24 protein-coding genes and 1 pseudogene are annotated in these 24,645 nt (G+C 71.5%); 11 read left to right on the forward strand and 14 right to left on the reverse strand.

The window, feature by feature from the left end; genetic code table 11:
* Positions 1-5: 5 nt before the first annotated feature.
* Positions 6-1,133 carry a hypothetical protein gene (locus ACIBZJ_RS34140; RefSeq protein WP_395937117.1) on the forward strand — a complete coding sequence of 376 codons (1,128 nt, stop codon included), beginning with the start codon at positions 6-8 and terminating at the stop codon, positions 1,131-1,133.
* A gap of 45 nt (positions 1,134-1,178) precedes the next feature.
* On the opposite strand, the gene ACIBZJ_RS34145 is transcribed toward ACIBZJ_RS34140, so the two are convergent.
* Genes ACIBZJ_RS34145 through ACIBZJ_RS34195 form a run of 11 tightly spaced genes read right to left on the reverse strand, consistent with a single transcriptional unit; the run spans position 1,179 to position 12,910 of the window.
* The gene (locus ACIBZJ_RS34145) at positions 1,179-1,715 is read right to left on the reverse strand and encodes a hypothetical protein (protein ID WP_395937119.1); all 537 of its coding nucleotides are present in this window, start codon (positions 1,713-1,715) and stop codon (positions 1,179-1,181) included.
* A gap of 10 nt (positions 1,716-1,725) precedes the next feature.
* A complete protein-coding gene (locus tag ACIBZJ_RS34150; RefSeq protein WP_395937121.1) occupies positions 1,726-3,519 on the reverse strand; it encodes a DUF6519 domain-containing protein in 1,794 nt (597 codons plus the stop codon).
* Between the two features lie 19 nt (positions 3,520-3,538).
* Positions 3,539-5,299: a phage tail protein gene (locus ACIBZJ_RS34155; protein WP_395937123.1), complete on the reverse strand. Its 1,761-nt coding sequence runs from the start codon at positions 5,297-5,299 to the stop codon at positions 3,539-3,541.
* Complete coding sequence (locus ACIBZJ_RS34160; RefSeq protein WP_395937125.1) at positions 5,296-7,599, reverse strand: baseplate J/gp47 family protein; 2,304 nt, start codon at positions 7,597-7,599, stop codon at positions 5,296-5,298. The genes ACIBZJ_RS34155 and ACIBZJ_RS34160 overlap by 4 nt, the downstream gene beginning before the upstream one ends.
* Positions 7,589-9,703 carry a hypothetical protein gene (locus tag ACIBZJ_RS34165; protein ID WP_395937127.1) on the reverse strand — a complete coding sequence of 705 codons (2,115 nt, stop codon included), beginning with the start codon at positions 9,701-9,703 and terminating at the stop codon, positions 7,589-7,591. The genes ACIBZJ_RS34160 and ACIBZJ_RS34165 overlap by 11 nt, the downstream gene beginning before the upstream one ends.
* Positions 9,700-10,068 carry a GPW/gp25 family protein gene (locus ACIBZJ_RS34170; protein WP_395937128.1) on the reverse strand — a complete coding sequence of 123 codons (369 nt, stop codon included), beginning with the start codon at positions 10,066-10,068 and terminating at the stop codon, positions 9,700-9,702. The genes ACIBZJ_RS34165 and ACIBZJ_RS34170 overlap by 4 nt, the downstream gene beginning before the upstream one ends.
* Complete coding sequence (locus ACIBZJ_RS34175; RefSeq protein WP_395937130.1) at positions 10,068-10,388, reverse strand: hypothetical protein; 321 nt, start codon at positions 10,386-10,388, stop codon at positions 10,068-10,070. The genes ACIBZJ_RS34170 and ACIBZJ_RS34175 overlap by 1 nt, the downstream gene beginning before the upstream one ends.
* A complete protein-coding gene (locus ACIBZJ_RS34180; protein WP_395937132.1) occupies positions 10,388-10,885 on the reverse strand; it encodes a phage baseplate assembly protein V in 498 nt (165 codons plus the stop codon). The genes ACIBZJ_RS34175 and ACIBZJ_RS34180 overlap by 1 nt, the downstream gene beginning before the upstream one ends.
* Positions 10,882-12,021 carry a hypothetical protein gene (locus ACIBZJ_RS34185; RefSeq protein ID WP_395937133.1) on the reverse strand — a complete coding sequence of 380 codons (1,140 nt, stop codon included), beginning with the start codon at positions 12,019-12,021 and terminating at the stop codon, positions 10,882-10,884. The genes ACIBZJ_RS34180 and ACIBZJ_RS34185 overlap by 4 nt, the downstream gene beginning before the upstream one ends.
* Positions 12,021-12,329 carry a LysM domain-containing protein gene (locus ACIBZJ_RS34190; RefSeq protein WP_395937135.1) on the reverse strand — a complete coding sequence of 103 codons (309 nt, stop codon included), beginning with the start codon at positions 12,327-12,329 and terminating at the stop codon, positions 12,021-12,023. Before ACIBZJ_RS34190 ends, ACIBZJ_RS34185 begins: the two co-directional genes overlap by 1 nt.
* Positions 12,326-12,910 carry a hypothetical protein gene (locus tag ACIBZJ_RS34195; protein WP_395937137.1) on the reverse strand — a complete coding sequence of 195 codons (585 nt, stop codon included), beginning with the start codon at positions 12,908-12,910 and terminating at the stop codon, positions 12,326-12,328. The genes ACIBZJ_RS34190 and ACIBZJ_RS34195 overlap by 4 nt, the downstream gene beginning before the upstream one ends.
* A 415-nt stretch (positions 12,911-13,325) precedes the next feature.
* On the opposite strand from ACIBZJ_RS34195, the pseudogene ACIBZJ_RS34200 reads away from it, so the two are divergent.
* Positions 13,326-13,415 (forward strand): annotated as a pseudogene (locus ACIBZJ_RS34200) (DNA-binding response regulator); the annotation flags it as partial.
* A 10-nt stretch (positions 13,416-13,425) separates the two neighbouring features.
* Positions 13,426-14,826: an amidase gene (locus tag ACIBZJ_RS34205; RefSeq protein ID WP_395937139.1), complete on the forward strand. Its 1,401-nt coding sequence runs from the start codon at positions 13,426-13,428 to the stop codon at positions 14,824-14,826.
* Between the two features lie 166 nt (positions 14,827-14,992).
* Here the strand turns inward: ACIBZJ_RS34205 and ACIBZJ_RS34210 are convergent, their stop codons facing one another.
* Positions 14,993-15,139, reverse strand: coding sequence for a hypothetical protein (locus tag ACIBZJ_RS34210; RefSeq protein WP_395937141.1), 147 nt, complete (start codon positions 15,137-15,139; stop codon positions 14,993-14,995).
* Between the two features lie 78 nt (positions 15,140-15,217).
* Positions 15,218-16,417: a hypothetical protein gene (locus ACIBZJ_RS34215; protein ID WP_395937143.1), complete on the reverse strand. Its 1,200-nt coding sequence runs from the start codon at positions 16,415-16,417 to the stop codon at positions 15,218-15,220.
* A gap of 108 nt (positions 16,418-16,525) precedes the next feature.
* On the opposite strand from ACIBZJ_RS34215, the gene ACIBZJ_RS34220 reads away from it, so the two are divergent.
* Positions 16,526-16,831, forward strand: a complete 306-nt coding sequence (locus ACIBZJ_RS34220; protein WP_395937145.1) for a hypothetical protein — start codon at positions 16,526-16,528, stop codon at positions 16,829-16,831.
* A gap of 104 nt (positions 16,832-16,935) precedes the next feature.
* Positions 16,936-17,787, forward strand: coding sequence for a lysostaphin resistance A-like protein (locus ACIBZJ_RS34225; RefSeq protein WP_395937147.1), 852 nt, complete (start codon positions 16,936-16,938; stop codon positions 17,785-17,787).
* Here ACIBZJ_RS34225 and ACIBZJ_RS34230 read toward each other — a convergent pair.
* Positions 17,759-18,970 (reverse strand): MFS transporter, encoded by a 1,212-nt coding sequence (locus ACIBZJ_RS34230; RefSeq protein ID WP_395937149.1) that lies wholly within the window; start codon positions 18,968-18,970, stop codon positions 17,759-17,761. The two genes, ACIBZJ_RS34225 and ACIBZJ_RS34230, sit on opposite strands and share 29 nt — an antisense overlap.
* A gap of 42 nt (positions 18,971-19,012) precedes the next feature.
* On the opposite strand from ACIBZJ_RS34230, the gene ACIBZJ_RS34235 reads away from it, so the two are divergent.
* From ACIBZJ_RS34235 to ACIBZJ_RS34260, 6 genes are all read left to right on the forward strand, one after another.
* Positions 19,013-19,768, forward strand: a complete 756-nt coding sequence (locus ACIBZJ_RS34235; protein WP_395937151.1) for a DeoR/GlpR family DNA-binding transcription regulator — start codon at positions 19,013-19,015, stop codon at positions 19,766-19,768.
* Positions 19,769-19,873: 105 nt separating this feature from the next.
* Positions 19,874-20,521, forward strand: coding sequence for an LLM class flavin-dependent oxidoreductase (locus ACIBZJ_RS34240; RefSeq protein WP_395937153.1), 648 nt, complete (start codon positions 19,874-19,876; stop codon positions 20,519-20,521).
* A 64-nt stretch (positions 20,522-20,585) separates the two neighbouring features.
* Positions 20,586-21,551 carry an SEC-C domain-containing protein gene (locus ACIBZJ_RS34245; RefSeq protein ID WP_395937155.1) on the forward strand — a complete coding sequence of 322 codons (966 nt, stop codon included), beginning with the start codon at positions 20,586-20,588 and terminating at the stop codon, positions 21,549-21,551.
* 4 nt (positions 21,552-21,555) lie between these two features.
* Complete coding sequence (locus ACIBZJ_RS34250) at positions 21,556-22,695, forward strand: AAA family ATPase (RefSeq protein ID WP_395937157.1); 1,140 nt, start codon at positions 21,556-21,558, stop codon at positions 22,693-22,695.
* A 51-nt stretch (positions 22,696-22,746) separates the two neighbouring features.
* On the forward strand, positions 22,747-23,637 hold the full coding sequence (locus ACIBZJ_RS34255; protein WP_395937159.1) for an aldo/keto reductase: 891 nt from the start codon (positions 22,747-22,749) through the stop codon (positions 23,635-23,637).
* 3 nt (positions 23,638-23,640) lie between these two features.
* Positions 23,641-24,624 carry an aldo/keto reductase gene (locus ACIBZJ_RS34260; protein WP_395937161.1) on the forward strand — a complete coding sequence of 328 codons (984 nt, stop codon included), beginning with the start codon at positions 23,641-23,643 and terminating at the stop codon, positions 24,622-24,624.
* Positions 24,625-24,645 lie beyond the last annotated feature (21 nt).

Genomic DNA, 24,645 nt, shown 5'->3' on the forward strand with positions numbered 1-24,645 from the left:
TCCGAATGGACTACCGCGATACGTCGAAAACGAAGTCGAGGTCGGGTCGTGAATCCGACTCCGGCTCCGACTTGGACTGGGAACCGGAATGGGAACCGGATCTGGATCGGAAACCAGTCTTGGAGGAGCGTCCGGTCGAGAGATTCTTCGCCAAGAAGTCCATCCCGCCGAAACCGAAATTCAGGCCGAAAGGGAAGCCGGAGGACGTCGACGAGGAGGAAGGCCGCGGTCGTTCCCGGACGAAGAAGCCCGCCCTCGTCACCGGCAAGAAGGCGAAGCTGCGGGAGCGGGAAATCGAGGAAGAAGAGGACCGTCCTGAACCCGAAGCGACCCGGAAGCGGAAGCGGCCGGAGGAAAGTCCTGAATCGACGCGCGAGGAAGCGGCGGCGAAGTTCCGGTGGAGGCGCAACACGACCGAACGCGATTTCATCATGAAGTGGGCTCTGAACAAATTTCCCCCGCGCGAAGGCGCGAAGTCGGCGTACGGGGTCGGGATATTGGGCGATCACATCTATCTGTCGCGCACCGGTGGTGTCAAGGGACCGAAGTTGAAAGCGATAGAGGAAGACTTCAAAAAAATACCGGGGGCCAATAAGCCGTCTTGGGCAAGCAATGGGGTGACGCTGTGCGACAAGTTCGAAGGCACCGATCCCACGAGCCAGCATGCCGAGGCCATCATTTTGCACCAACATTTCCAGGACCGGAGCCTGAAGACGCCGAAGCCGGGGGAGAAGATCAAGGGGATCATCTATTCCAACATGTACCCGTGTCCTGACTGTTTCACTTTGCTGGAGGAGCACGGATTGGAGCACGATCCGATGATGAACACCGAGCCGAACACGGCGTGGAAGCACCCCTGGCCCGGCGGCGAGATATATCAAATTTACAGCAAGCAATATGGCGAGCCGTCCAAAATCGGCTTCAACAGCACCTACATGAAATGGAGGTTGAGCGACGAGGTCACCGAATCGCTGGATACGCCCGACGCGGCGGCGGGAGTGACGTGGGAGGCTTACCGTCAAATGCGGAGGAGGGTCTCGGCCAAGGCGAAGAAGAGCGCACCGAAGGCTCAGGAGACGCGTCGGGAAAACAAGAAGAAAAAAGAAGCGGAGGAGTCGAAGAAGAGGAAATAGGTCCGTTGGTAAAACGCCGAGGACGGCGGGCCGGCAGGCCCGCGCTCACGCGGCCGGGCCCAGGCGGACCACCCAGAGGCTGGCGCCGCTGAACAAGACCTCCTTGCCGCCTCCCCGCGCCCGGAATCGGATCTCGAACGCCCGGCTGCCCGCGTCGACCACTGTGGACCCCAGCGCCAGCACCTGGTTCCACGACGACAGGCTGTTCGCGTTGGACTGCAAGACCCCGGCACCCCACGGTGCCAGTTCGGACGTGTTGTCGCGGCGTCCCAGGAGCGTGCCGTCCACGTAGATCGCGATGTCCAGCGAGACGTCCTTGTCCCTGGTCAGCCCGTGGCCGTGACCGGCGACCAACACCGTCGTCTTCTGGGCGAACGCCACCGTACCCTTCACCGCCGGGACGTAGGCCGCCGAGGTCGTCGAGCGTTCCCAGATCTCCGAGGTGAACTGGGAGACGCCGAGGTAGCCCGCGCCGGTCACTCCGATCTGGAGTCCGCCCACGGCCGACGCGAGGGTGTTCCAGTCGCTGGACCGGATCGGGTCGCCGGGGTGCATCTCGGAAAGACCAGGGTCGATCGTCATGAGAGTCCTCCTAGTTCCAGGTGGTGGTGTCGAAAAGCGCCGAATCGAAGCGCGCGCCCGGAGCGTCGTCGTCCGGGGCCCAGACGTCGGTGTCGAAAACGGCCGCGTCGAATCGCGCCGGACCGGTCGCGGTGCGGTGAATCGGCAGATCGATCGTGTAGTCGGCGCCGTGGACGTCGTCCACGGTGGGGAGCGACTGGGTGAGCCGGCCGTCGGCGGCCCGGACCGTCCGGGCGAAGCCGTTGAGCATCAGCGGGGGGTTGCTCACGCTGACGACGAGCGCGCCGTGCACCCGGACGTGGCAGAACGTCGGGGCCGTGACAGCGTGCAGCCAGTCGATCGCCTCCGGGACCGGGGCCCAGCGCAGGATCCGGCCGCTCACGGCTACCGCGCCGATCAGGGTTACCGGCTGGGTCGTGCCTGCTCGGGCTTCGTCCACGAGCACCGTGATCATCGGCGGCCAGCCGTCGGGCGGTCCCGCGACTTCGGCGTCGAGCTCGACCGTCAGTCCTCCGCTGAGCTGGGCCGGCGTCACCTGGCTGCCGTAGTCCAGCCGTCTCTTCGATGCCTCAGCAGTGAGGTAGATCGTCGTGACGTGCAGACCGGGCTCCGGCTGGAACATCGGTTCCGGACGCTCGTCACTCAGCGGCAGGAACTGCCGCCGCAGATCGCGGACGGACCGCCACGAGCCGTTGGTCAGCTGGACGAGAGCGATCGCGGCGTAGTGGTGCTCGACGCCTTCCGGTGGGAACGCGACCGGTTCGTCGTCGACCACCGGCCACTCGATGTCACCGATCGTGCCCAGGTCGACCAGCGGCGTCGCGGTTCGGGCCGGGATCGTCCAGTAGTCCCCGGTGCGGTACTCACCGGCCGTGAACTGCACCTGGATACCGTCCTCCAGCGGAAGCCAGCCCGGCCCGAGACCGGCCGCCGTCGCACAGTCCCACCGCCGGACGGTCACCGTGCCAGTGAGCGTTCCTTCCGGAGGAGATTCGGACACCGTCAGCCGGGGACCGTCGATCGTGTCGACGTGTGCCAGGAAACCGGGCTGACCGCGGCGGCCCCGGTCGACGCTGGTGATCTCGACGAGGTCACCGGCGGAGAACGCGTCGGCCAGCTCCGGACGGGAGCCGCCGAGCGCGAACACGAGCGGAGCCACCTGGGTCGCCGAGTCCACGATCGTCCCGTTCTCCCGCGACCAGAGAAACGTGGCGGCATCGTGGATCTCCACCCGGTAGAGCTGGTTCGTCGGCCGCTGGTAGCCGGGATCCGTCCGGGCCCGCAGCTGCCCGGCCGGTGTGCGCGCCTCCGGCGGAATCCAGTCCGAGGATGGCGGGTCGGCCTCCCGGGGCGCCAGCCGGACCTGCCAGGTCGTGCGGATCCGGGTTCCGGTGTCGATGCCCCCGAGCGCGGGCTCGCGCAACCCCGGCGCCTCGAGCGCGGTGACGTGCTCCCGCCAGACGTCGAGGTACGCGATGTACTCGCCGCTCTCGGCGGGAACGTCCGGATCGGGCAGGTCGGGCTGGGCGAACAGCGGGATCGGCTCGTCGTTCTCGCAGAGGATCCCGTCCACGTAGTACCGCCCGGCCGAAATCTCGAGCTGGTCGGTGATCGCGAAGCCGGCCCCGTCCACCGGTGCGCCGCAGCGGCCGATCGCGTCCCGGATCGAGATCTCGTCGTGGTGGCGCTGGATGTCGTGCTGTTCGTTCCAGTCGGCGTCGAGCTGGACCCGGCCCTGCTGCATCAGCACCGCGCGGTAGTGGTTGCTGCGGCGGAACGTCCGCCGGGTGAAGTCGCCTTTCATGTCGTCCTTCCGAGGGCCGTCAGGTCGCGAGGGTGACGTCGGCGGTGAGGCCGAGCCGCAAGTGCCGGTCGAACTGGGCGCGCACTTCGTCGAGGCCGGCGGGCTGCCGCAGAAATCGGTAGGCGCCCATCTCCTCGCCGTCCTGGCCGCCACGGGCGATCTCCGCCGGACCGGCCGCGGACAGCTGCCCGAAGGCCGGATGGTCGGGATCGGTCGACTCGAAGCGCGGTACGACGCCGTCCGGACTGCAGTGCTCGCGGCGTAGACCGTCCGGGGCCGTCGGCGCGGAACAGTGCCGCAGGAACCCGGGTGCGGCCCCGGTGAGCGTCACCGGACCGGCCAGGATGCTGTCGGCCGCGTCCAGCGTTCGTGCGTTCAGTCCCCCGAGGAGCGTGACCGCGTCGAACGTCACCTCGGCTCCGGTCGCGTCGATGTCGCCGTGGACGACGCTCTCGCTCACGGTCAGCGCCGCCCGGCCGGACCGGATCGGGCCGCTGACACAGCGGTGGATCCGGAGTGCGTCCGGTCCGGTGCTCACGACCCCACCGACCGTGCAGCCGGTCAGCACCAGCGCCGAGTCGTCGCCCGTGCTCACCGCACCTTCGACCCGGAGGCCGGCCAGCACCACCGCGCCGGCCACGGTGACGGATCCGTCGACGTACGGACAAGCGCCGTCGGCCGCGTAGACGATCAACCGTTCGTCGCCGGCCGCGGTCAGGGTGAGCGATCCGCGGTGCGGCGCGTTGTCGGCGATCCGGATCACCCCGGTCCCGCCCCCGGCGGTCGCCCGGCGGGCGTCCCAGGCCCGGACGGCCTCGGCCAGGTCGTGGCCGGCCGTCACGACGAACTGCCAATTCGCGGACGCCGGGGGAGCCGCGCCCACCGCGTCCAGGAGGGAGCGGCGGTCACCGGGTCCGGCGCCGAGGTCGCCCCGGCCACCGAACGCGAGGTCGGCCCTGATCGCGGCGCTCGCGTCGAACGCGGTGCCCAGCGCGAACCGTCCGCGCACCGGGTCGACGGCGACGACGTCGGCGTCCGGCTGCCGCCAGATCCCCAGATTCGCGGTCCGGATCCGATCCGCCGGTACGGCCTGTCCGGCCAGCTCGATCCGCAGCACCCGGTCGAGGTCGCCCTCCCGGGCCAGGCGCCGCAGCGTGAGGTGGTCCAGCGCGACCGGCGGATCGGTGCGGGCGTAGAGCGGGCGGTCCCGGCCGCCCGGGTCGAACGTCCGGGCCCAGTGCCCGGGCGGGGCGACGCGCGGGTGCACGCCGTACATCGGCTGGGCTTCGGTGCGGTACACGTGGACGCGGACGTGGTTCGGGAGGTACGGGCCGCGCACGTCGGCCGTGCGGAGCGCGCGATCCTGGGGACGTGCCGGGTCGCGCAGGTCCGGCGTCCGCACCGCGTCCGGGCGGATCCGGCGCACGTGCTGCGTCATCGCGACCAGCGGGAGCGACTCGACCACCCGGGTCGGCCATCCGGTGGCGTTCCTGACGGCCCGCGCCAGTCCGGCGGCCGTGCCCTCGATCCGCCGGACGCGGACCGCGTCGGCCACCGAGGCGCGGGTCGTCCCGGCGCCGTCGTCGACGCCCAGCAACGCGCCGATCAGCGGCAGCACGTCGGCGGCGCAGGTTTCGACGAACCAGTTCGCGTAGGTCGCGTCGATACCGTCCCGGAGACGCTGGTACTCGGCCTCGACCGGCGCGAGCAACGACCGCAGCGGATGACCGAGTTCGGCATCGCGCCGGCGGTGTTCGGCCGGCAACAGCTCGTAGATCATTCGCTCAGCCCCTGCACGGTGATCAGCTCCGGGGCGACCAGGAGCAACTCGGCCGGCGCCACCCCGTCCGGTGTGAGACGGGCCGGGAGGGCCGGCATCGTGGAGGTCAGCGAGGTGACCGACCTCAACCGCGGAAACGGCCCCGCGGGCCTCGGCGGGGGAGTCAGCCGAGCGGCGGCGTCCACTCTCCGGAGCGCCGTCAGCACGACGGCCCGGACGCCGGTCACGGTCTGCGCGGTGGTGAGGATCTCGGCCGTGGTCACCGGCTGGGCCAGGCCCCGTGCGGCGAACCCGAACCCGGTCCGCACGGCCGCGGCCACCGCGGTGAGGACGTCGGACGCCACGCGCGCGGGGTCGGGCAGCACCGCCAGCGCGACCAGGAACCACCGTTGTGTGCAGGCGGCGACGGTCAGGCCGGCGACGGGGCTGCCCGCAGCGGCCAGCGCGGCACCGAGAGCGGTGAGGTCGGCGCTGCCCGCGACCGTCAGATGCACGCGTCCGCCCGGCATCGGGGCCGCGCGGGCCTTGGCGACTCCCGGGAAGACCAGTGCGAACTCCTCGTGGTCGAGAACGCTGACCACCCGGTCGGGCTCACGGGCCCGGAGCGGAATGACGCGACGGGTGGCCTCGGGGTCGTCCGCGTCGGCGCCGCCCGCGGCCGCCAGCGGGTTCGTGACCGCCCGCACGCCGAGCGGTCGTTCGGTGAGCAGCGTGAGCGCCCCGGCGGGAACGTTGGACGCGGCTCCGCCCCCGACCCGGTAGGTCGTCGTGAGGTTCTCGGTTCCGGTGGTGGGCCGGCTCCCGCGGACGCCGTCCCCGAACTCGATCAGGGCCCGCCCTTCCTCGTCGAGCCGGAAGACGAAGTGCCGATCGTCCGGACCGGAGCGGTAGAAGTTGTCCACCCGCGTCCAGGCGACTCCGTCGACGCGGACCGCCGGTGCTCCGCACAGATCCGCGCGGTGCAGCGGAAACCTCTGGTCGGGGCGGGCGGCGGCTCCGCTGCCGAGTACCTCGGTGACGGTCCGGCCGGCGGTGGCGGGAATCAGGTTCGCGTGCACACGCAGGCTGTCGGGCCGGATCGGCGTCCGCAGCACACGGTCGAGGACCAGCGCCGTGCGGTCGAGTCCGCGGACGGCGGACGTCACCGTGGCGAGTTGCCCGCAGGGCGCTCCGTCCCGGTCGAGGCCGGAGACCAGCACCCGGGTGCCGGGGTCGAGGTCGACCGGCCGGTCGAGCGTCAGGTCCGGACCGGGCACCAGGTCGGTGAGTGGGTCCTCGGCCAGTGGGAGCTCCTCCGCTCCCGCGTAGACCTGGATCTGGCGTCGATCGAGGCCGGTGAGGGTCAACGCCGGTGTCAGCGTGACGACCGTGGCCGGTCCGGTGATCGCGAAGTCGGCCAGGCTGCTCGGCTCCACCGTCGAGATCGTCCTGAGCTCGGTCTTCGTGCCCTGCTGCACGACCACCGGGGTGTTCGCGGCCAGCGTCGGGTGGTGGCCGTTCAGCGGCAGCGTGGAGGCGTTCACCACGAACCCGGGCCACTGGGTCGGCCGGTCTCCCGGCTCGTCGAGATATCCGGCCTTGACCGAGTCGGGCATCGCCCGCCAATCGGGCGCGTTGTACCCGAAGAGATCGGCACGGATCCGCAGCGCGTACACGCGCACCGGCGGGGAGCCGTCCGAGAACCCGTCGAGAGCTTCGGTCCACTCGATCCGCGTCCCGGGATTCGGACCGGCCGCCGGGATGACCGCACCGATCGTGCGCAGCGTCCACGGCGTGCCGTGGGCACCGCGGATCAGCAGCGCGTCGCCCGCCCGGAGTCCGGTCGAGGTCCCGGCCAGGCGAACGCCGGTGCTGCCGGGATCGATGCGCTGCGGTACGAAACGACGGAGCGAGAGCACGTTGTGCTCCGGCGTCGCGACCAGGTCGGCCGTGGTCTCGAACGCCTGCGGACCGGGGACGCTCTGCACCGGAGTACCCGCGGGCACCAGGACCGACGCCGCGGCGCCGGAGCGGTCGTCGACGTCGAAGGCCAGGTAAGTGGAGGCCGGCGCGGCCGTCCGGAACTCGGCGCCGACGGTGCGCCCGAGCGCGCGGATCGAACCGTCCTCGGCCGCGGTGGAGAGGTAGCCTTCGGCGGCGACCCGCTCGGTGTAGAAACCGATCACGTCGGCGACCAGCGCGAACGCGTCCAGCAAGGCGAGGGCGGGATCGTCGGACGGTGCCGCGGCCAGCAACGGCAGCCGCTCGTCGAGCGTCCGGCGCAGACGGGCGAGAACCACCCCGTGACGGTCAGACGACATCGCGGGCCTCCACGAACCGGAAGTCGATCGACCCGCGCTCGGGCCGGTCCGGGTCGCTCGGGCAACGGGCGACCTCGGCCGGGCCGATCGGGATGCGGCCGGCGGCGGCCGTCGGCTCGGCCGGCCGGTCGAGACGACCGAAGCGGGGCCACTCGACGCCGGACACGCCCGGCACCGCCATCGCGGTCGACACGACTCGGCTGAGGTAGACGGCTTCGCCGAGTCCCAGGGCGTCGGGGTCGAAGAACGCGGCGAACGCCTCGACCAGGCCGGCGTCGACGGCGCGGCGCGAACGCGGATCGGTCAGCCGGACCAGCAGTTCGATCCCGAGCGGAACCGGAATCGCCGGCCGCACCTGAAGGTCCACATCGGCCAGCCGGAACGGCTGCAGGAACGCCTCGACACCAGCGAGGAAGCCGGCGTCGGCGGCGTGCCCCGCGACCCGGTCGACGGTCACCACCTCGGTGAACCAGGACCCGGTCCAGCGCCGGGAACCGACGGCTCGCCGGACCTCCGGATGGCGCTCGGCGGCGGCCGCCCAGTCCGCGGACGTCACGGCTCGACGCCGATCGCGGTGCGCGACCGGCGCCCACCGCCGGACCTGCTCCATCGGCTCCGGTTCGCGGCCACCGTTCGCCGGCAGCGGGTTCCGGACGCTCAGCCCGGGAGGCGTCGCGGCGAGGTGGGCGAGGACACCCGCGCCGACGTTGCCCGCGGTGCCTCCGCCGAGCCGGTACTGGGCCGTGAACGACGTCCCGGGTTCGGGGCGTCGCCCGTACCGGCCGTCGCCGAACCGCACGAGGGCGTGCCCGTCGTCGTCCACTTCGACCACGCAGTGGTAGCTGAAACGGTCGCTGTCGAGCAGATCCGGGACGACTGTCCACACCCGGCCGTCACCACGGACGACGACACGGGGGACCGGGCGGTCGGCGTCCGGGCCGCCGGAGCCGCTGCCGGGACCGCCGTGGGCGACGCCGTGGGCGACGCCGGTCCGGCTCAGGCGAGGGCGGTACGGACCGGCCGCGGGCACGACCGGCGGAACCAGCGGCTCGGGCCCGACCGGGGCACCGTGCTCGGCCAGTACCACGTTCGCGTGAGCCACCGCGCCCGCGCCGGCGACCGCGAGCGGGAACGGCAACGCGTCGGCGGCCGTCCAGCGGACCCGGCTCCCACCCGGGGCCGGGACCGGGTCGCGGTCGAGCCGCACCGGCCAGCAGCGGACGCCGTCGTCCAGTACCAGTGCGTCGCCCCGACGCAGGCCGGCCGCCGCCGGAGTGGTGAGCGTGACGGCGTGGGCGCCCGCCGGGACCGGATCCGTCGTCGCCACCGGCAACGCGTTGCGGTCGGCCCGCACCCGCAGCGGCGTGAGCGTGGAGAAGAGCGTCGAACCGCTGTCGACGTCGGTACCGGCAGGCACCTCGATCGTCGTGTGCGAGGCGTCGGCGGTGAACACCAGCCAGGCCTGGGCTGCGGTGCCCTCCTGTATCGGGTAGTCGAGGAGCCGGGCGTGGCGACGGATCGAGATGCGTCGGCGCGCGGTCGCCAGGTAGGCCTCGGTGGCCACCGCGTCCTGGGCGTAGGAGAGCTGATCTCCGACGTACGCGAACAGTTCGACCAGCGTGACGCCCAGGTCGGCGGGGCTGAGATCGGTCCGGCCGGGCAGCAGCACGCTGAGCCGGTCGAGCATCGTCTGCCGTAAGCCGGCGTAGTCGCGAGCGAGGTAGCCGACGTGCGGCCCGTGCGTCGGCGGCGACGCGGCCGGGCCTTCGCGCGGTGGCGGGTGGCCGCCCGCCCCGAACGTGAACACCGCGGCGGCGAGGTCGGGGTCGAAGCCGTGGCGCAGCGGCTCGATCACCTCGAACCGGTACGCGGACCGGTCACCGCCGCTCACCTCGACGATCAGCGTCCGGACGGCCTCCTGGTCGGGGCCCGACCGTGCGACGCCCCGGATACGGACCGGGTCGTTGGCGCCACCCGCGATGCGCAGCGCCGTGGCGTCCACCGAGGTCGGGACCGGAAGCCGACAGCGGACCCGCAGGGTGTCACCACTGCGGACCGACACCTCCTCGATCGCGTTGAGCCCGTCCGGGGCGGCCCCGCTCACGGCGTACGGTGGAACACGGCGGTCGACACCGGACCGCTCGGACGGGGACGGAACGTCACGACGACGCGCAGCGTCGACTCGGCCTCGGGATCCGAGGTCACCTCCACTCCGCGGATGTCGACGTCGTCCGAGAGCTGCTGGACGAGCGCACCGTGGATCAGCGTTTCGGACGCCGTGACGAGCGTGCCGCCGATCGGCTCGAAGATGAGCTGCAGCAGTCCGCTGCCGAACGCCGGCCGGTTCACCCGCTCTCCGGGTGCGACGAACAGCACCTGCTCGATCAGCGCCCGCGCGTACGCGACCTCGTCCACCTCGACGCTGCGTCCGCGGGCGTCGAGGCGGAACGGGAACCCGAGATGCGTCATCACTGCCCCTTGACCCGCGGTTGCACGACCGGGACGACGAGCGGCGTGCTGGTCGGCGTGCAGATGCTGACCCCGCCGCCCACCGCCACCGGGACGCCACCCACCCGGATCCGGGCGGCACCGGTGACCCACCGGGCCGTCACGCACGGACCGTTGCCCACGGTCGGAGCGAACGTGCAACCGGCGATCGTGTAGACGTCCTGGACCGTGACGACCGGCTGCCCGCCGACGCGGACCCTCGGCGGTCCGGGGACGACCTGCGCGGGCGCGGAGTGGGCGCAGTTCGCGGCCGTCGCCACGGTCACGAGTTCGCCGGCCATCACATCACCTCCAGCGCGCCGTCGTTGATCGAGACGGTGGTGGCGGTGAGCGTCACTTTCGCGTTGCCGTTGACGAGCTCGATTCCGGACGACGAGAGACGCACGGTCAGCGGTGCGGGGACCACCGGACTGCCGACGGCCAGGGACACGCCGCCGGAGTTGGGCGTGTCGTCGATCGTCAGCGTGACGCCGTCGGTGCGCAGGATCTTCTTCGCGGGCCCGTCGGCCTCCGGCAACACCTGATCCGGGCCCCAGAAGCAGCCGGTCCAGATCGGGAGGTTCGGATCGCCGCCCTCGAACTCCACCCAGATCCACGCCCCGACCGGCGGCAACAGGGAGAGCCCGACACCGTCACCGGCGTAGGGCAGGCACGGGAGAGCCCAGCTCTTCCGGCCCTCGCCGAGCACGGCCGGGCAACTGATGCGCAGCCGGTGCTGCTTCGAGTCGTCGGTGTTCTCGACCACCGTGCCGCGGTACTTGCCGTAGAACCTGTTCATCGCCGCACCTCGGCGAGACCGGGCCGGACCAGGGTGAACTCTTGCCGGTGCAGGCCGTCCCGGAGCGTGATCGTGTGGGTCACGCGGACGATCCGGTAATCACCGTCATGTGGTCCGCCGGCCCCGAGCACACTGACGACGCCGGGCACCGGCAGCACAGCGCCGTAAGACGCGGTGTTGAGCACTCCGGTGAGCGTCACCGCCTCGGCCGTCGCGGCTCCGCGTCCGGTGGCCCACGTGGTCGCATCGCTCGTGCTCAAGCCACTCCGTCGGTACCGCTCGGACCGGATGTGGTCCGGATAGGTCTCCCAGAGCGGCACGTCTGAGCCTCGATGGTCGGACAACCCGACCACGTCCACGGTCACCGGCGAGCCGCTCTCGGGGTCCTGGAGCAGACCCTTCACCCGAACCGGGTACAGACCGTCCACGCGGACCCGGAGCCGCTCGGCGTTCGCCTGCTCGGGAGCGAACCGGATCGGCCCGGCCGCCCGGGGCAGTCCGGTCCGGCGTGGCCCCCAGTAGGCCGAGGGGGACTTCAGCCCGGGGTCGATCCGGAACACGAAGTCGTGGCGGGCCGCAAGGTCGAGCAGGTGCTCGAGGTCGGTGGACTGCTGGACCGGGACCTGGTGGTCGGTCGGCGCACTCGATCCCGGCGGTGGCGTGACGTCGGACCGGAGCCGGTACCGGGACGCGTAGCGGGCGAGGATCGTGTTCACGATCGCCTCCTCGTCCTGTCCCGGGTATTCGGCCGAGCGCTCTTCCCGGTCCAGAGCGACGGTCAGGTCTTCCCCGGTCAGCACCACCGTGATCGCGCCGTGTTCGTCCGCGGTCACCTCGCGGTGGGTGGTCACGCCGTCGAACAACGCGACCGGGGAGCCGTTCACGGCCAGCGAGAGGACCACGCGGTTGAACGGCTTCAGCTCGTCGTCGGAAATCTTGTCGAGCGCGGACCTGCGTCCGTCGGAGCCGGACCCGTCTTCCAGCGCGAGCAGAAGTTGGAACGCGGCCCGGCCGGACTCGGTCCGGGTCACACGCACCTCGCGAACCGACTGCAGGAACGACGGCGAGGGGCTCGCCGGTACGGTCGCGCCGATCGACATCGTGAGGAGGTCGGCGTAAGTGCCGTTGAGCCCCATCAGGCCGCTCCGGTCGGAAGCGGGATCGAGACGCGTGTGCCGAGGCGGTCCGGCGCGGTCAGCTCGTCGGGATGGATGACGAGATTCGCGTCGCAGACGCGCCAGTACTGCTCCGGATCGCCGAGATACCTGGCCGTGACCAGGTCGGGGCGGTCGCCACTGCCCACCGTGTGCTGGGCGACGACCGGCGTGGCACCGAGCGGCGGGAGGAGACGCCGCCGGAGGTAGCGGACCTCGCGCGTGCCTCCGGCCTCGTCCGGAATCGTGGCGGAGGCCTGCTCACACTGCGCGTAGCGTCCGTCGGTCATTGCACCACCGAGCGGAGCGAGACACCGACCACCGCATCGGCAGGCGCGTCGCGGCCACCGGAGACGCTCGTCATCGACTCCTTCGCGATCTGGTGCGCGAGGAAGATGTGGTGGCCCTTGTTCGTCGGGGGCAGGTCGGAGTACGACAGGACCCGCATCGAGAGATTGATCTGCGCGCGGATCGGATCGAGCGACGCGCTGAAGAACTGCTCGACGATGGAGAACTCGGTCAGGCGCACCGGAAGTACTCGGCGAGGCCCCCAGACCAGGAGCGTCAGCGGCGCTTCGGGGTGGACTATCGGCAGCGTGTCGTTGGCTTCCAGGTTGGCGTTCTTCTGCACGTCGGACGACGGGGGATAGAGCAGCAGTTCGAGACGGGCCAGTTGCGGGTGGATGCCCGGCCCGCCGCGGGGTTGGTCCGTGGCGGGTTGGTCCGTGGCGTCGATCTCGACGGCCATCGACAAGGTCTCGATCGGTGCCCCGGTCAGGCGGACGCTTTCGACGTTGTAGCCCGGAGCACGGGCGCGCACCGAACGGGTGATCCGCTCCGGGTTGAACTGGAACAGGACGACAGTGGACATCGAGCCATCCGGGCCCACGGAGACCAGCGCACCCCGGAGTGGCTCGGCCGCGCCGCTCAGCCCCGCCATCAGTTCCTGCCCGTCGCCATGCGGCGGATTCTCGGCCGAGCGTCGTCACCGCACTGTCACCGGGCCGTCACCGGCTTCGGGCGTGACGGAAGGGTGGAGGAGAAGCCTGGCCGGCCGTGCTCCCGGTCGCCGCCGCGACGAACGTCCTCAAACATGCCGGCCCGGCACACGTCGGCATCGAGATCGGCTACGGCGAGATACGCCCGCCCACGGCATCAAAGGCATGCGGGAACGGGCGGAGCTCTACGGCGGTGCTCGACGCGGGTCCGCGAGACGAGGGAGGGTTCGCGGTGGTCGCGCGCTTACCGATCGGAGAGGAACGATGACCGTACGGATCCTCGTCGCGGACGTCAGGGCGAAGCTCGGCCTGAACAGCCGGGCCCAGGCGGTCGTCGTCGCGTACGAAACCGGCCTGGTCGTGCCGGGAACTGGCTAACGTACGCGCCATGGTGCAGCCCTTCGCTTCCGCACTCGACCTCGCCGCCGCCATCCGCCGCAAAGAAATCAGCCCGGTCGAGGCGGTCGACGCCTGCTTCGCCCGCATCGACGAACTGGACCCCGCGCTCAACGCGTTCTGCTTCCGCGCCGACGACGAGGTGCGAGCAGCCGCTGCGGCCGCCGCCGACGCGGTGGTGCGGGCCTCGTCGCCCGACGATCTGCCGCCGTTCCACGGCGTCCCCCTGCCGATCAAAGACCTGCACGACGTGGCCGGCTGGCCGACGACGTACGGGTCGGCCGGTGCGAGCCGGGAGCCGGTGGCGGAGTCGGAGCCGGTCGTCCGGCGGTTCGTCGACGCGGGGTTCGTTCTGCTCGGGAAGACCGCCGCACCGGAGTTCGGCACGGTGTCGTTCACCGAGAGCGACGCGCTCGGCATCTCCCGCAACCCGTGGAACCGCGAGCGCACCCCCGGTGGGTCGTCGGGCGGGGCGGCGATCGCGGTCGCGACCGGGATGGCGCCGCTCGCCCACGCGTCCGACGGCGGCGGGTCGATCCGGATTCCGGCCTCGTGCAACGGGCTGGTCGGCCTGAAGCCGACCCGGGGGCGGGTGACCAATACGACGGTCGGGGGTGAGGGCCTGGTCACCAGCGGCGTGCTGACGCGGACGGTGGCGGAGACGGAGGCCGTGCTGAACGTGCTGGCGCGGCACGATCCGGCGGCGTGGTGGTCACCGCCGACGCAGCCGTTGGCGGCGTCCTCGCAGACCGGGCTGCGGATCGGCGTGCTCACCGAGTCGCCGATTCCCGGGATCGCGGTCGACCCGGCCTGCGTGCGGGCGGTCGAGTCGGCATTGCGGGCGCTGGAGGCCGCGGGTCACCACGTGGTCGACGAGCCGCTACCGCTACCGCCGTCCGACGAGTTGGTCGGCGCGTTCATGACGATCTGGAACCTCGGCAGCGCCGGGATCCCGCTCGCCGACCCCGACCGGGTCGAGCCGCACAACCGGGCGTTGCGGGACGCGGCGCGGGCGATCGACTCGTGGACGTACGCCGAGGCGGTCCAGAAGACCCAGCTGCTGTCCCGGCAGATCGTCGAGGGCTTCGTGGCCCGCTACGACGTGTTCGTGACGCCGACGATGGCGTGCCTGCCACCGGTGGTCGGCTCGTGGCGGGCGGGTATGGACGACGAGCCGATGATGGCGCTGTTCAACAGCTACCCGATGGCGGTGTTCACCTCGGTGTTCAACGTGACCGGGCAGCCGGCGATCTCGGTGCCGGTCGGTTTCGACGAGGAGACCGGGCTGCCGGTCGGCGTCCAGATCGTGGCGGCGCCGTGGCGCGAGGATCTGCTGCTCCAGCTGGCCACGACGCTGGAGGCGGCCCTTCCCTGGGGTGATCGCCACCCGTGAACGAACGGCCGGCCGACCGTTCGAGATCCTCGGACCGTCAGCAGCCGGCGTTGAGGCTGGCCGTGGTCGCCCTGGCCCAGTCCCGCTCGGCGTAGACCAAGAGGGTGTAGAACGTCGGTCCGTAGATTCTCCCCTGAAAGGTGGAGTACCTGCTCATCGCGCTCTGTTACGTGTCGTACGCCGCGGACTCGGCGTTGAGCAACCTGTAGCAGTCCCAGGGCAACGCCTGGGCCGGACTGGCGAGGCCGAACGTGGCCAGCCCGGCGACGGTGGCTGCAGCAACGGTCGCCGCGCGTATTTTGGTGATTCGCACCTTTTTCTTCGGTCTCACGATGTGGGGGAGCGGAGAAAGGGTCACACCGCGGCCTGAAGCGGCGCTGGAAGCACCGCCTCACGATCGTCGACGGAGCCGGATCAGCCAGGGCGCGGCGCCGATCGCGACGAAGACGACGAGTAGCGGGAGCGGCCACCAGCCCGGGACCGCCCGTTTCGGCGGCGGCGGGGTAGCGGCCACCCACGGGCGGGCACTTTTCGACCAAGCCAGGAACGCGTCGCCGATCGGCAACAGGCCGAAGGCGTACCGCCGCGTGTGCCAGGTGTCGATCGGCAGCCCCGCCACTTCGCCGAACCGGGCCAGCCCGTCCGCGAGCGACTCGTCGCCCTGCACCTTCGCCGCCCCGATCGTCACCACGGTCGCGGCGAAGCTGACGCCGAGCGGAAGCGGGCCGGAGTCCACATCGGCCGCGCCGTCGGTGCCGTGCGGGTACTCGCGGATCGCCGGGCCGAGACCGAGCGGCCGGCTCAGGAACGTCGTCCGGAAGCGGGTGTACTGGGAGCGGGCGAACGGCGGGTCGATCTCCGGCAGGAACCGCTGGATGATGCTCTGCGAGCTGCCGCGGGCGCTCGACGTGGGTGCGCCGGTCGTGACGTCGGCGGTGTGCGGGATCAGCCCGGTGGCCGGGTCCAGCCCGGCCCGGACCTTCGCCGTCCACCGCGCCACCGTGCCCTGGTACTTCCGGCTGAGCACGGCGTCGTGCAGAGCCAGCGACGCCGCCGCGACCGTGGAGTCGACCGGCCAGGCCTGTCCCGGATACGCCGCCAGGTACGGCGTGGCCGACGCGTCGAACGCGGCCGCGATCTCGGCCGAGTCCCGCTCGAACCGGGCGACCTCGGCGGCGTCGGCGGCGTCGTGCGGCGGCAACCGGAGAATTCCGCCGCGGAGCCAGTTCACCCAGCCGCGGTAGAAGATCCCGTAGGCGGGCGTCAGGCCGGCGTCGAACGGTCTCCGGCCCGCGGCGCTTTCCAGGTGCCTCAGCGCCCAGCCGGCCTCGCGCCGGGACCGGTCCGGCTCGTCGCCGGCCAGGCCGAGGTCCACCTGGGCCAGGCCGTACAGCGCGTAGAGGAAGAAGTAGCCCTCGGGGAACTGGTCCTGGGCGCGCTCGGCCGCACCGGATTCGAGCTCGGCACGCAGGAACGTCAGTTGCCGACGTACCGAGGAGGTGGTGTCGGCCGGCGCGAGAAGCCGGACGCTCGCCCCCAGCGCGAGGAGGCTGATCAGCCCGAACACCAGACAGCGCAGGACGCGGGGCACTCCTGCGATCGTAGAGCCGGGCCGCGAGCTCCCGACGCGCTACCGCACCCGCTGCCTGCGGCGGCCGGTGAGGGCGTAGAGCGCGTCGCGGTCGTCGCCCTCCTCGCCGTGATCGTCCTCGACTGGCCCGGCCTGCCCACGGCCAAGCGCCTGACGTTCAGCGGGCTGGCGCTCCTCGGGCTCTACCTTCTCCGGCGGACCTACGCCGCGGTGCACGCGCTCCGTACCCAGGACCCGTTGAAGTTCGTCGGACACGTCGGCTTCGTTCTCATCTCGCTGTTCGACGGCTTCGCGATCGTGTCCGCGCTGGATCTGCACCTGCCCGGGGTGGCCGTGGCGCTCTCTGCGGTGCTCGGCGTCGTCGTGGGTGTGGTGGCCGTTCGGCGGGCGGGCCGGATCGTTGTCCCCCGTTAGAGCTACACACAGGTGTCCACTGCGTGGTGACGTTTCGGCGGTAGCGGATCAATAGCGTCCTTTGTGGCCGCGGCGCCCGAGCCGCGAACCCCGAAGGAGTCGTCATGCGCTTTCTCTTCCAGTTCGTGGCGGTCGTCGCGATCTCCGCCGCCGGTGGCCAGGCCGTCACGGCGGTGCAGGACAACCCGTGGCTCACGCTGCCCGTCGGACTGGCGGCCGCGGTGCTCGCGACGCTGGTCTACCGGTGGGTGGTCGGCCGCACCGAGAAGCGTGAGGTCACCGAGCTGGCCGGACGCAAGGCGGCCGGCGGTTTGACCCGCGGTGTCCTGATCGGCTTCGCGATGTTCGCCGCAGTGATCGTCAACCTCTGGTTCCTCGGCTACGTCCACGTCCACGTCGACGGAGTCGGGTCGGTGAGCGGCGCGCTGGGGATCCTCGGCTTCATGACCGCGGCCGCGACCACCGAGGAGCTGATGTTCCGGGGCGTGTTGTTCCGCTGGGTCGAGAAGCTGACCGGCACCTGGATCGCGCTCCTGCTCACCGGCCTGGTGTTCGGCGCGTCCCACCTGATGAACCCGGACGCGACCCTGTGGGGTGCGATCGCGATCGCTCTCTCGGCCGGTTTCATGCTCGCCGCCTGCTATGCCGCGACCCGCAACCTCTGGGTGACGATCGGCTGGCACCTGGGCTGGAACTTCGCGCTGGGTGGCGTGTTCAGCGCGACGGTGTCCGGTAACGGCGACTCCAAGGGGCTGCTCGACACCACGCTGAGCAGCGGCCCGGACCTCGTCACCGGCGGCGCGTTCGGCGTCGAGGGCAGCCTCTACACGGTCGGCGTGGGTGTGGTGCTGACCGTCTTCTTCCTCTGGCTCGCGGCCCGGCGCGGCACGATCGTCCCGATGCGCCGCAGCCGCCGCGAGACCGCCGTCACGCAGCCGGTTCCGGCCGCTCGGTAGCCGGCGGCCGGACCGTGCCGCCGAGGAGCGCGGCCACGCCGAGCAGCGCCGCGACGACGATCAGCGAGCGCAGCACGGTGTAGTGGTCGCCCAGGAATCCGATCACCGGCGGCCCGGCGAGGAACGCGCAGTACCCGATCGACGCGATCACGCTGACCCGGGCGGCCGCGCGTCGCGGATCGTCCCCACCGGCGCTCATGCCGACCGGGAAGCCCAGCGACGCACCGAGGCCCCAGAGCAGCGTGCCGGCGTAGGCGTAGGCCGGGGCGGGCGCGAACACGAAGAGCGAGACCCCGGCGATACCGATCACGGCGAGCGCGCGGACGACGGTCGTGCGTCCGTAGCGGTCGAGCAGGCCGGGGCCGAACCACCGTCCGATCGTCATCGCGGTGAGGAAGCCGGCGAAGGCGAGCGTGCCGAGCGCGGGGGAGACGTGGTGACCGTCGATCGCCGCGATGCTGATCCAGTCGTTCCCGACGCCCTCGGTGAAGGCGAACATGAGCACGAACACCCCGATCAGCAGGGTCCGCGGCTCCCGCCAGGCGGTCAGCGCACCGACCCGCGGCGCTTCCTCCTCCTCCGCCGGCTCCGCGCCGTCGTGGTCGGCGACGAACCGCTGCGCCTGCCACACCACGATGGCGACGACGATCAGGGCGACGACGGCCAGGTGGACGGCGACCGGTACGTGCAGGGCGATCATCGCGGTACCGACGAGAGCCCCGGCGACGGTACCGACGCTGAACCCGGCGTGGAACCGGGACATGATCGACCGGCCGAGATGCCGCTCCACCACGGTGCCCTGCACGTTCATCCCCACGTCCCAGGCGCCGTTGGCGAAACCGAGGACGAACAGCCCGATCACCACCGGAACCACGCCGACGAACGAGCCGACGCCTGCGGTGATCAGCCCGGCGCCGAACAGCACGGCCATCGCCGTCACGGTGCGCGAGGACCCGATCCGGCTGATCACCGACCCCGAGATCGGCAGCGCGAGCAGCGATCCGGCCGCGATCGCGAGCAGCACCAGGCCGAGCGCGGCCGGACCGAGGTCGAGCCGGTCGCGGACCTGCGGAATCCGGGACGCCCAGCTGGCGAACGCGAAGCCGGACCCGAAGAACGCGGCATAGGTGGCGGTAATCGCGGACCGGGTGGCGGCAGGCGTCACGGTAGTGGTTCCGAGCATGCTTTCGAACATAACAAACACTTTCTGTGTTTGAATAGCGGCATGACGATCAGCGACCGCCACCGGCGAATCCTGGACGCGGTGCAGCACGCCGGTCAGCTGGGGGTTACCCAATTGGCGGAGCTCACCGGCACCTCGGAGATGACCGTGCGCCGCGATCTGGAGCTGCTGGCCGATCAGGGCATGCTCGAGCGCTACCGCGGCGGCGCCCGCACGCTGGTGCTGCGGGGCGAGGAGCCGCCGTTCGCCGTCCGCACCCACGAAGACCTGGACGCCAAACGGCGCATCGCCGAGGCGGTCGCCGACCTGATCGCCGACGGGGAGGCCGTGGTCCTCGACAGCGGCACCACCTGCCTGGAGGTAGCCCGGCTGCTCACCCGGCGCCGCCTCACGGTCATGCCGATGTCCCTGCACGCCGCGAACGCGCTGGTCGGGGCACCGCAGCTGCGGTTGTTGCTGCCCGGCGGCGAACCCCGTCCGGACGAGCTCGCGCTGACCGGCCCGCTGGCCGAGGCGTCGCTGGCCGCGCTGCGGTTCGACACCGCGGTCCTCGGCTGCTGCGGGTTGACCGCCACCGGGCTCACCGCCTACGACCTGGCCGACGCCGCGATCAAGCGCGCGATCATCGCGTCCGCCCACCGGGTGATCGCGGTCGCCGACCCGGCCAAGTTCTCCCGGACCGCCCTGGCGTTCGTGACGCCGGTCGCCGCACTCGATCTGGTGGTCACCACCGACGACGCCGATCCCGAGCACACGAACGCCCTCACCGCCGCCGGCACCCTCGTCCAGAAAGTATGAGCACGGGCCCGAGCCTCCGGCCGGCCGTGCCCGCGCCCACCTCTTCACCGGCTCGGCCGCGCTGGTCACAGCGCCCCGGATCACAGCGCTCGGAAAGGCGTAACCATGGGACGGATCGGCGTGATGCTGCCGCGGGACCTGCCCGCGAACCAGGTGCGCGAGTACACGGTCGCCGTGCGCACGCTGCTGCGCGGTGAGCCGGGGCCGGCGGCGGGCCGGTACGTCGACGTCGAGGGCGTCGTGATCGGCGAGGTACCGCAGACGGTGCCCCCGGTCGTGCTCGGCGTGCGCGGTCCGAAGTCGATCGCGCTCGCCGGTCAGGTCTCCGACGGGGTGCTGCTGGCCGAGCCGTCCGCGCCCGCTTACGTCGCCGGATCGGTGGCTCGTCTGGCGTCCGTATCGCCGGAGGTCATCACCTACGACGCGGCAGCCGTCGGCGACGACGGACGGAAAGCCAGGGACCTGGCGCGCCCCGGGCTGGCGTGGGTGGGCGAGCCCGATTGGGCGCCGCACCTGGCGTCGTTGCCGTTCGCCGGCGACCTGGCGGCGCACCGCCGGAAGTCGGCGAGCCCGGAGGAGTTCGCGGCCACGATGCCCGACGAGTGGGTGCGGGAACTGTCGCTGGCCGGGACGCCGGACGAGGTGCGCGACCGGATCGCGGCCCGCCACGGTGCGGGAGCGACCAGCGTCGTGCTGATCCCGGCCGAGGCCGACCGGTTCGAAGCGCTGACCGGCCTGGCCTCTGCTCGCTGAGCAACAGCCGCCACAACCGTGTGCCGGGGTAACTGATGCCCCCGAAGCGAAGTACGGTTGCCGCGTGTCATTGAAAGCTGACTTGACCAGCGCTGACCTGACAGAGATCCGGCAGTCCGCCCTCGGCGCCGCCGACCCGCTCGGCTTGGCCGCCGAGCTGGCGGACGCGGCGGAGGCCGGACGGCTGGCCGACCCGGACGACGCCGGCCTCGCCCTCGTGCTCGCGGCCGAGATCGCCGAGAGCCGGTCGAAGCTCGACGCCGGGCTCCGGTACACCGAGCGTGCCCTCGACGCCTACGGCAAGAGAGACGACAGCCAGGTCGCGGCGGCCCGCGCCCTGCGAGCGCGGCTCCTCTTCCGGTCCGGCCGCGAGGACGAGGCGATGGCTGAGCTCGAGCCTCTCCGCCCGCTGCTCACGCAGTATTCGGACGCGGCGGCGTACGTCAGCGTGGCCTTGGCCGTCGGGGGGCGTACCCGGCTCGCCGAGGAGTGGCTGACCGCCGCCGTGCAGGAGGTGCTGGACGGGCGCGACGGCCCCGACCCGACCAGCGCCGAAGACGCCGGCCTGCTGTTCTTCCTGCTGCAGCAGCGCCATCGCGTCCGCCACTCGCTCGGCTTGCAGCACGACGCGCACGACACGCTCTCCGAGCGCCTGGAGACCAGGCTCGCCAACGCGTCGGCTCGCACCGCGGCCCAACCGGCCGACGATCTGGTCTTCTGGCCCCGGACCGATTTCGACGACGTGGTGGCGCGCTGGCCTTCGCTGGCCGACGTCTACGGCGCGACGTGGGACGAGCACCGCGCTCGCCTGGAGCGCGAGCTGGTCCGGCGCGGTGGCTCCGGCCAGCAACTACTGCGCGCTTCGGCCGGCGACCTGACCGCACCCGACGACCGGGCCCGGGCGGACTACGCCCGTCGGCTGGCCGCCGGCACCGACAAGATCAGCTGGCCGCCGGAGCGGAACGCGCCGTGCTGGTGCGGCTCCGGCCTCAAGTACAAGAAGTGCTGCCTGCCGCGCTCCCGGAGCTAACCCGGTGATCACCACCTTGGCGGTCGAGAACTACCGTTCGTTAAGGCACCTGGTGGTGGCTCTGGGCCGGCTGACCGTGGTCACCGGGGCCAACGGCACCGGCAAGTCCAGCCTCTACCGCGCGCTCCGGTTGCTGGCCGACTCGGCCCGCAACGGCGCGGTGGCGGCGCTGGCCCGGGAGGGCGGCCTCTCGTCGACCCTCTGGGCCGGGCCGGAGATGGGGGCCCGCGAGCAGCGGCCGCAGGGCACGGTCCGGCGCAACCCGGTCTGCCTGCGGCTGGGCTTCGCCGATGACGACTTCGGTTACGCGGTCGACTTCGGCCTGCCGCAGCCGTCCCGATCGGTGTTCGGACGGGACCCGGAGATCAAACGCGAGGTGATCTGGTCGGGGCCGTTCCTCCGTCCAGCCGGGCTGCTGGCCGACCGGGCGAACGGCGCGCTCCGCCTGCGCGACGGGCGGAGCTGGCTGGCGGTTCCGGGTGTGTTGGCCGGCTACGACAGCATGCTCAGCGAGTACTCCGATCCCCAGCGGGCGCCGGAGATCCTCGAGGTCCGCGAGCGGATCCGGTCCTGGCGTTTCTACGACCACCTGCGGACCGACGCCGACGCGCCGGTCCGCCAGTCGCAGGTCGGGACGCGCACTCCGGTGCTCGGCCCGGACGGCGCCGACCTCGCCGCCGCACTGCAGACGATCCGGGAAATCGGCGATGCGGAGGCCCTGGACGCCGCCGTCGACGCTGCCTTCCCCGGCAGCTCGCTGGCGGTCGAAGTCGAGGCCGGACGCATTCTGCTCCGTTTCCGACAGCCCGGCCTGCTGCGGCCGTTCGGCGCCGCCGAGCTTTCGGACGGGACGGTGAAGTACCTGATGTGGGTGGCGGCACTGCTGACGCCACGGCCGCCGGCCCTGCTGGTGCTGAACGAGCCGGAGGCCAGCCTGCACCCGGACCTGCTCCGGCCACTGGCCGAGCTGATCGTCACCGGCTCGGCCCGCACCCAGGTGCTGGTGATCAGCCACTCGCGTGCACTGGTGAACGCGCTGGAGGGTGACCTGTCGAGGATCGAGCTGATCAAGGAGCTCGGCGAGACCCGGGTCGACGGGCAGGGGCGACTCGACGAGCCGCCGTGGCACTGGCCCGGCCGCTGATCGGCGCGACCATGACATCGACCACGCAGAACCTCGACGAAGGGCTCAACCGTGCCTGACACCGTTCCGACGTTCACGCTCAACAACGGCGTCGAGATCCCCGCGCTGGGGCTCGGCGTCTTCCAGACCCCTCCGGACGAGACCCGCGCGGCCGTCTCGGCCGCCCTGGACGTCGGCTACCGGCACATCGACACCGCCGCCGCGTACGGCAACGAAGGCCAGGTCGGCGAGGCGCTGCGCGACTCCGGCGTCGCCCGCGACGACGTCTTCCTGGAGACGAAGATCTGGATCAGCGACTACGGCTACGACGAGACGCTGCACGGCTTCGAGAAGGCCGCCCGCAAGCTCGGTGTCGACCAGATCGACCTGCTGATCCTGCACCAGGCCCTCCCCTCGGACTTCGAGAAGACCCTCGGCGCCTACCGCGCCCTGGAAAAGCTCTCGGCGGACGCCCGGGTGCGCGCCATCGGCGTCAGCAACTTCATGGTCGACCACCTCACGGCACTGCTCGACACCGTGGACGTCGTGCCGGCGGTCAACCAGATCGAGGTACACCCGTACTTCGCCCAGCGCGCAGTGCAGGACTTCGGAGCCGGGCACGGCATCCTGACCCAGGCCTGGGCGCCGATCGGCGGCATCACGTTCTACCGCGACAGCGGCCACACCAGCACGCTCGACGACCCGGTGATCGGACAGATCGCGGCCGGGCATCAGAAGTCTCCGGCCCAGGTCATGCTGCGCTGGCACCTGCAGCAGGGCCGCCAGGTGATCCCGAAGTCGGTCCGGCCGGAGCGGATCACCGAGAACTTCGCCGTCTTCGACTTCGAGCTCACCGACGCCGAACTGACCGCGATCGACGGTCTGGAGACCGGCAAGCGCGGCGGCCCGGAACCGGCCGACATCACACTGGCGGCCTGGGGCCGCGCCATCCCGGAGGACTGATCGATGCGTCACGCGAACCTCGGCGAACTAGCGGTTTCCCGGATCGGCCTGGGCGCGATGGGCATGTCCCACGGGTTCACCGGCGCCGGCACCGACGACGCCGAATCGATCCGCACCATCCACCGCGCGCTGGATCTCGGCGTCACGCTGATCGACACCGCCGAGATCTACGGCCCGTACGTCAACGAGGAACTCGTCGGTCAGGCCCTGAAGGGCCGGCGGGACGAGGTCGTGCTCGCGACGAAGTTCGGGATGGTCTCGCACCGCGGTGCCGGCCCGGGGAACCCCGACAGCAGCCCGGACAACATCCGCGCCGCGGTGGAAGGCTCGCTGCGGCGGCTGGGCACCGACCGCATCGACCTGTATTACCAGCACCGGGTCGACCCGCAGACGCCGATCGAAGACACGATGGGCGCACTGTCCGAGCTCGTCGAGCAGGGCAAGGTCCGCTATCTCGGCCTCTCCGAAGCGTGGATCGACACGGTGCGCCGAGCGCACGCCGTCCACCCGGTCACCGCGCTGCAGTCGGAGTACTCGCTGTGGACCCGGGACCAGGACGAGATGCTCCCGGTCCTGCGGGAACTGGGCATCGGGCTGGTGGCCTACTCGCCGCTCGGCCGAGGCTTCCTCACCGGCGCGCTCCGCACCCCGGCCGACATCGAGGCGCTCGACGACAGCGACTTCCGCAAGTTCCACCCGCGCTTCACCGGCGAGAACTTCGCGCGGAACCGGCGGATCGCCGACGAGGTGCGAGCGGTCGCCGACCAGGCCGGAGCCACGTCGGCGCAGGTCGCGCTCGCCTGGGTGCTCGCCAAAGGCGACGACGTCGTCCCGATCCCCGGCACCAAGCGCGTCAGCCGGGTCGAGGAAAACGTCGGCGCGGACGGCGTCGAGCTGACCGCGGAGCAGATCGAGACCCTCGACAACCTCCCCCTGCCCGAGGGCGGCCACCACACCGAAGCCCAGATGGCCCTGATCGAACGCTAGCCTCCGGGCGGACCCCGACGG

The organism is Cryptosporangium sp. NPDC051539 (assembly GCF_044454545.1).
In the GTDB taxonomy this organism is placed as follows: Bacteria; Actinomycetota; Actinomycetes; order Mycobacteriales; family Cryptosporangiaceae; genus Cryptosporangium.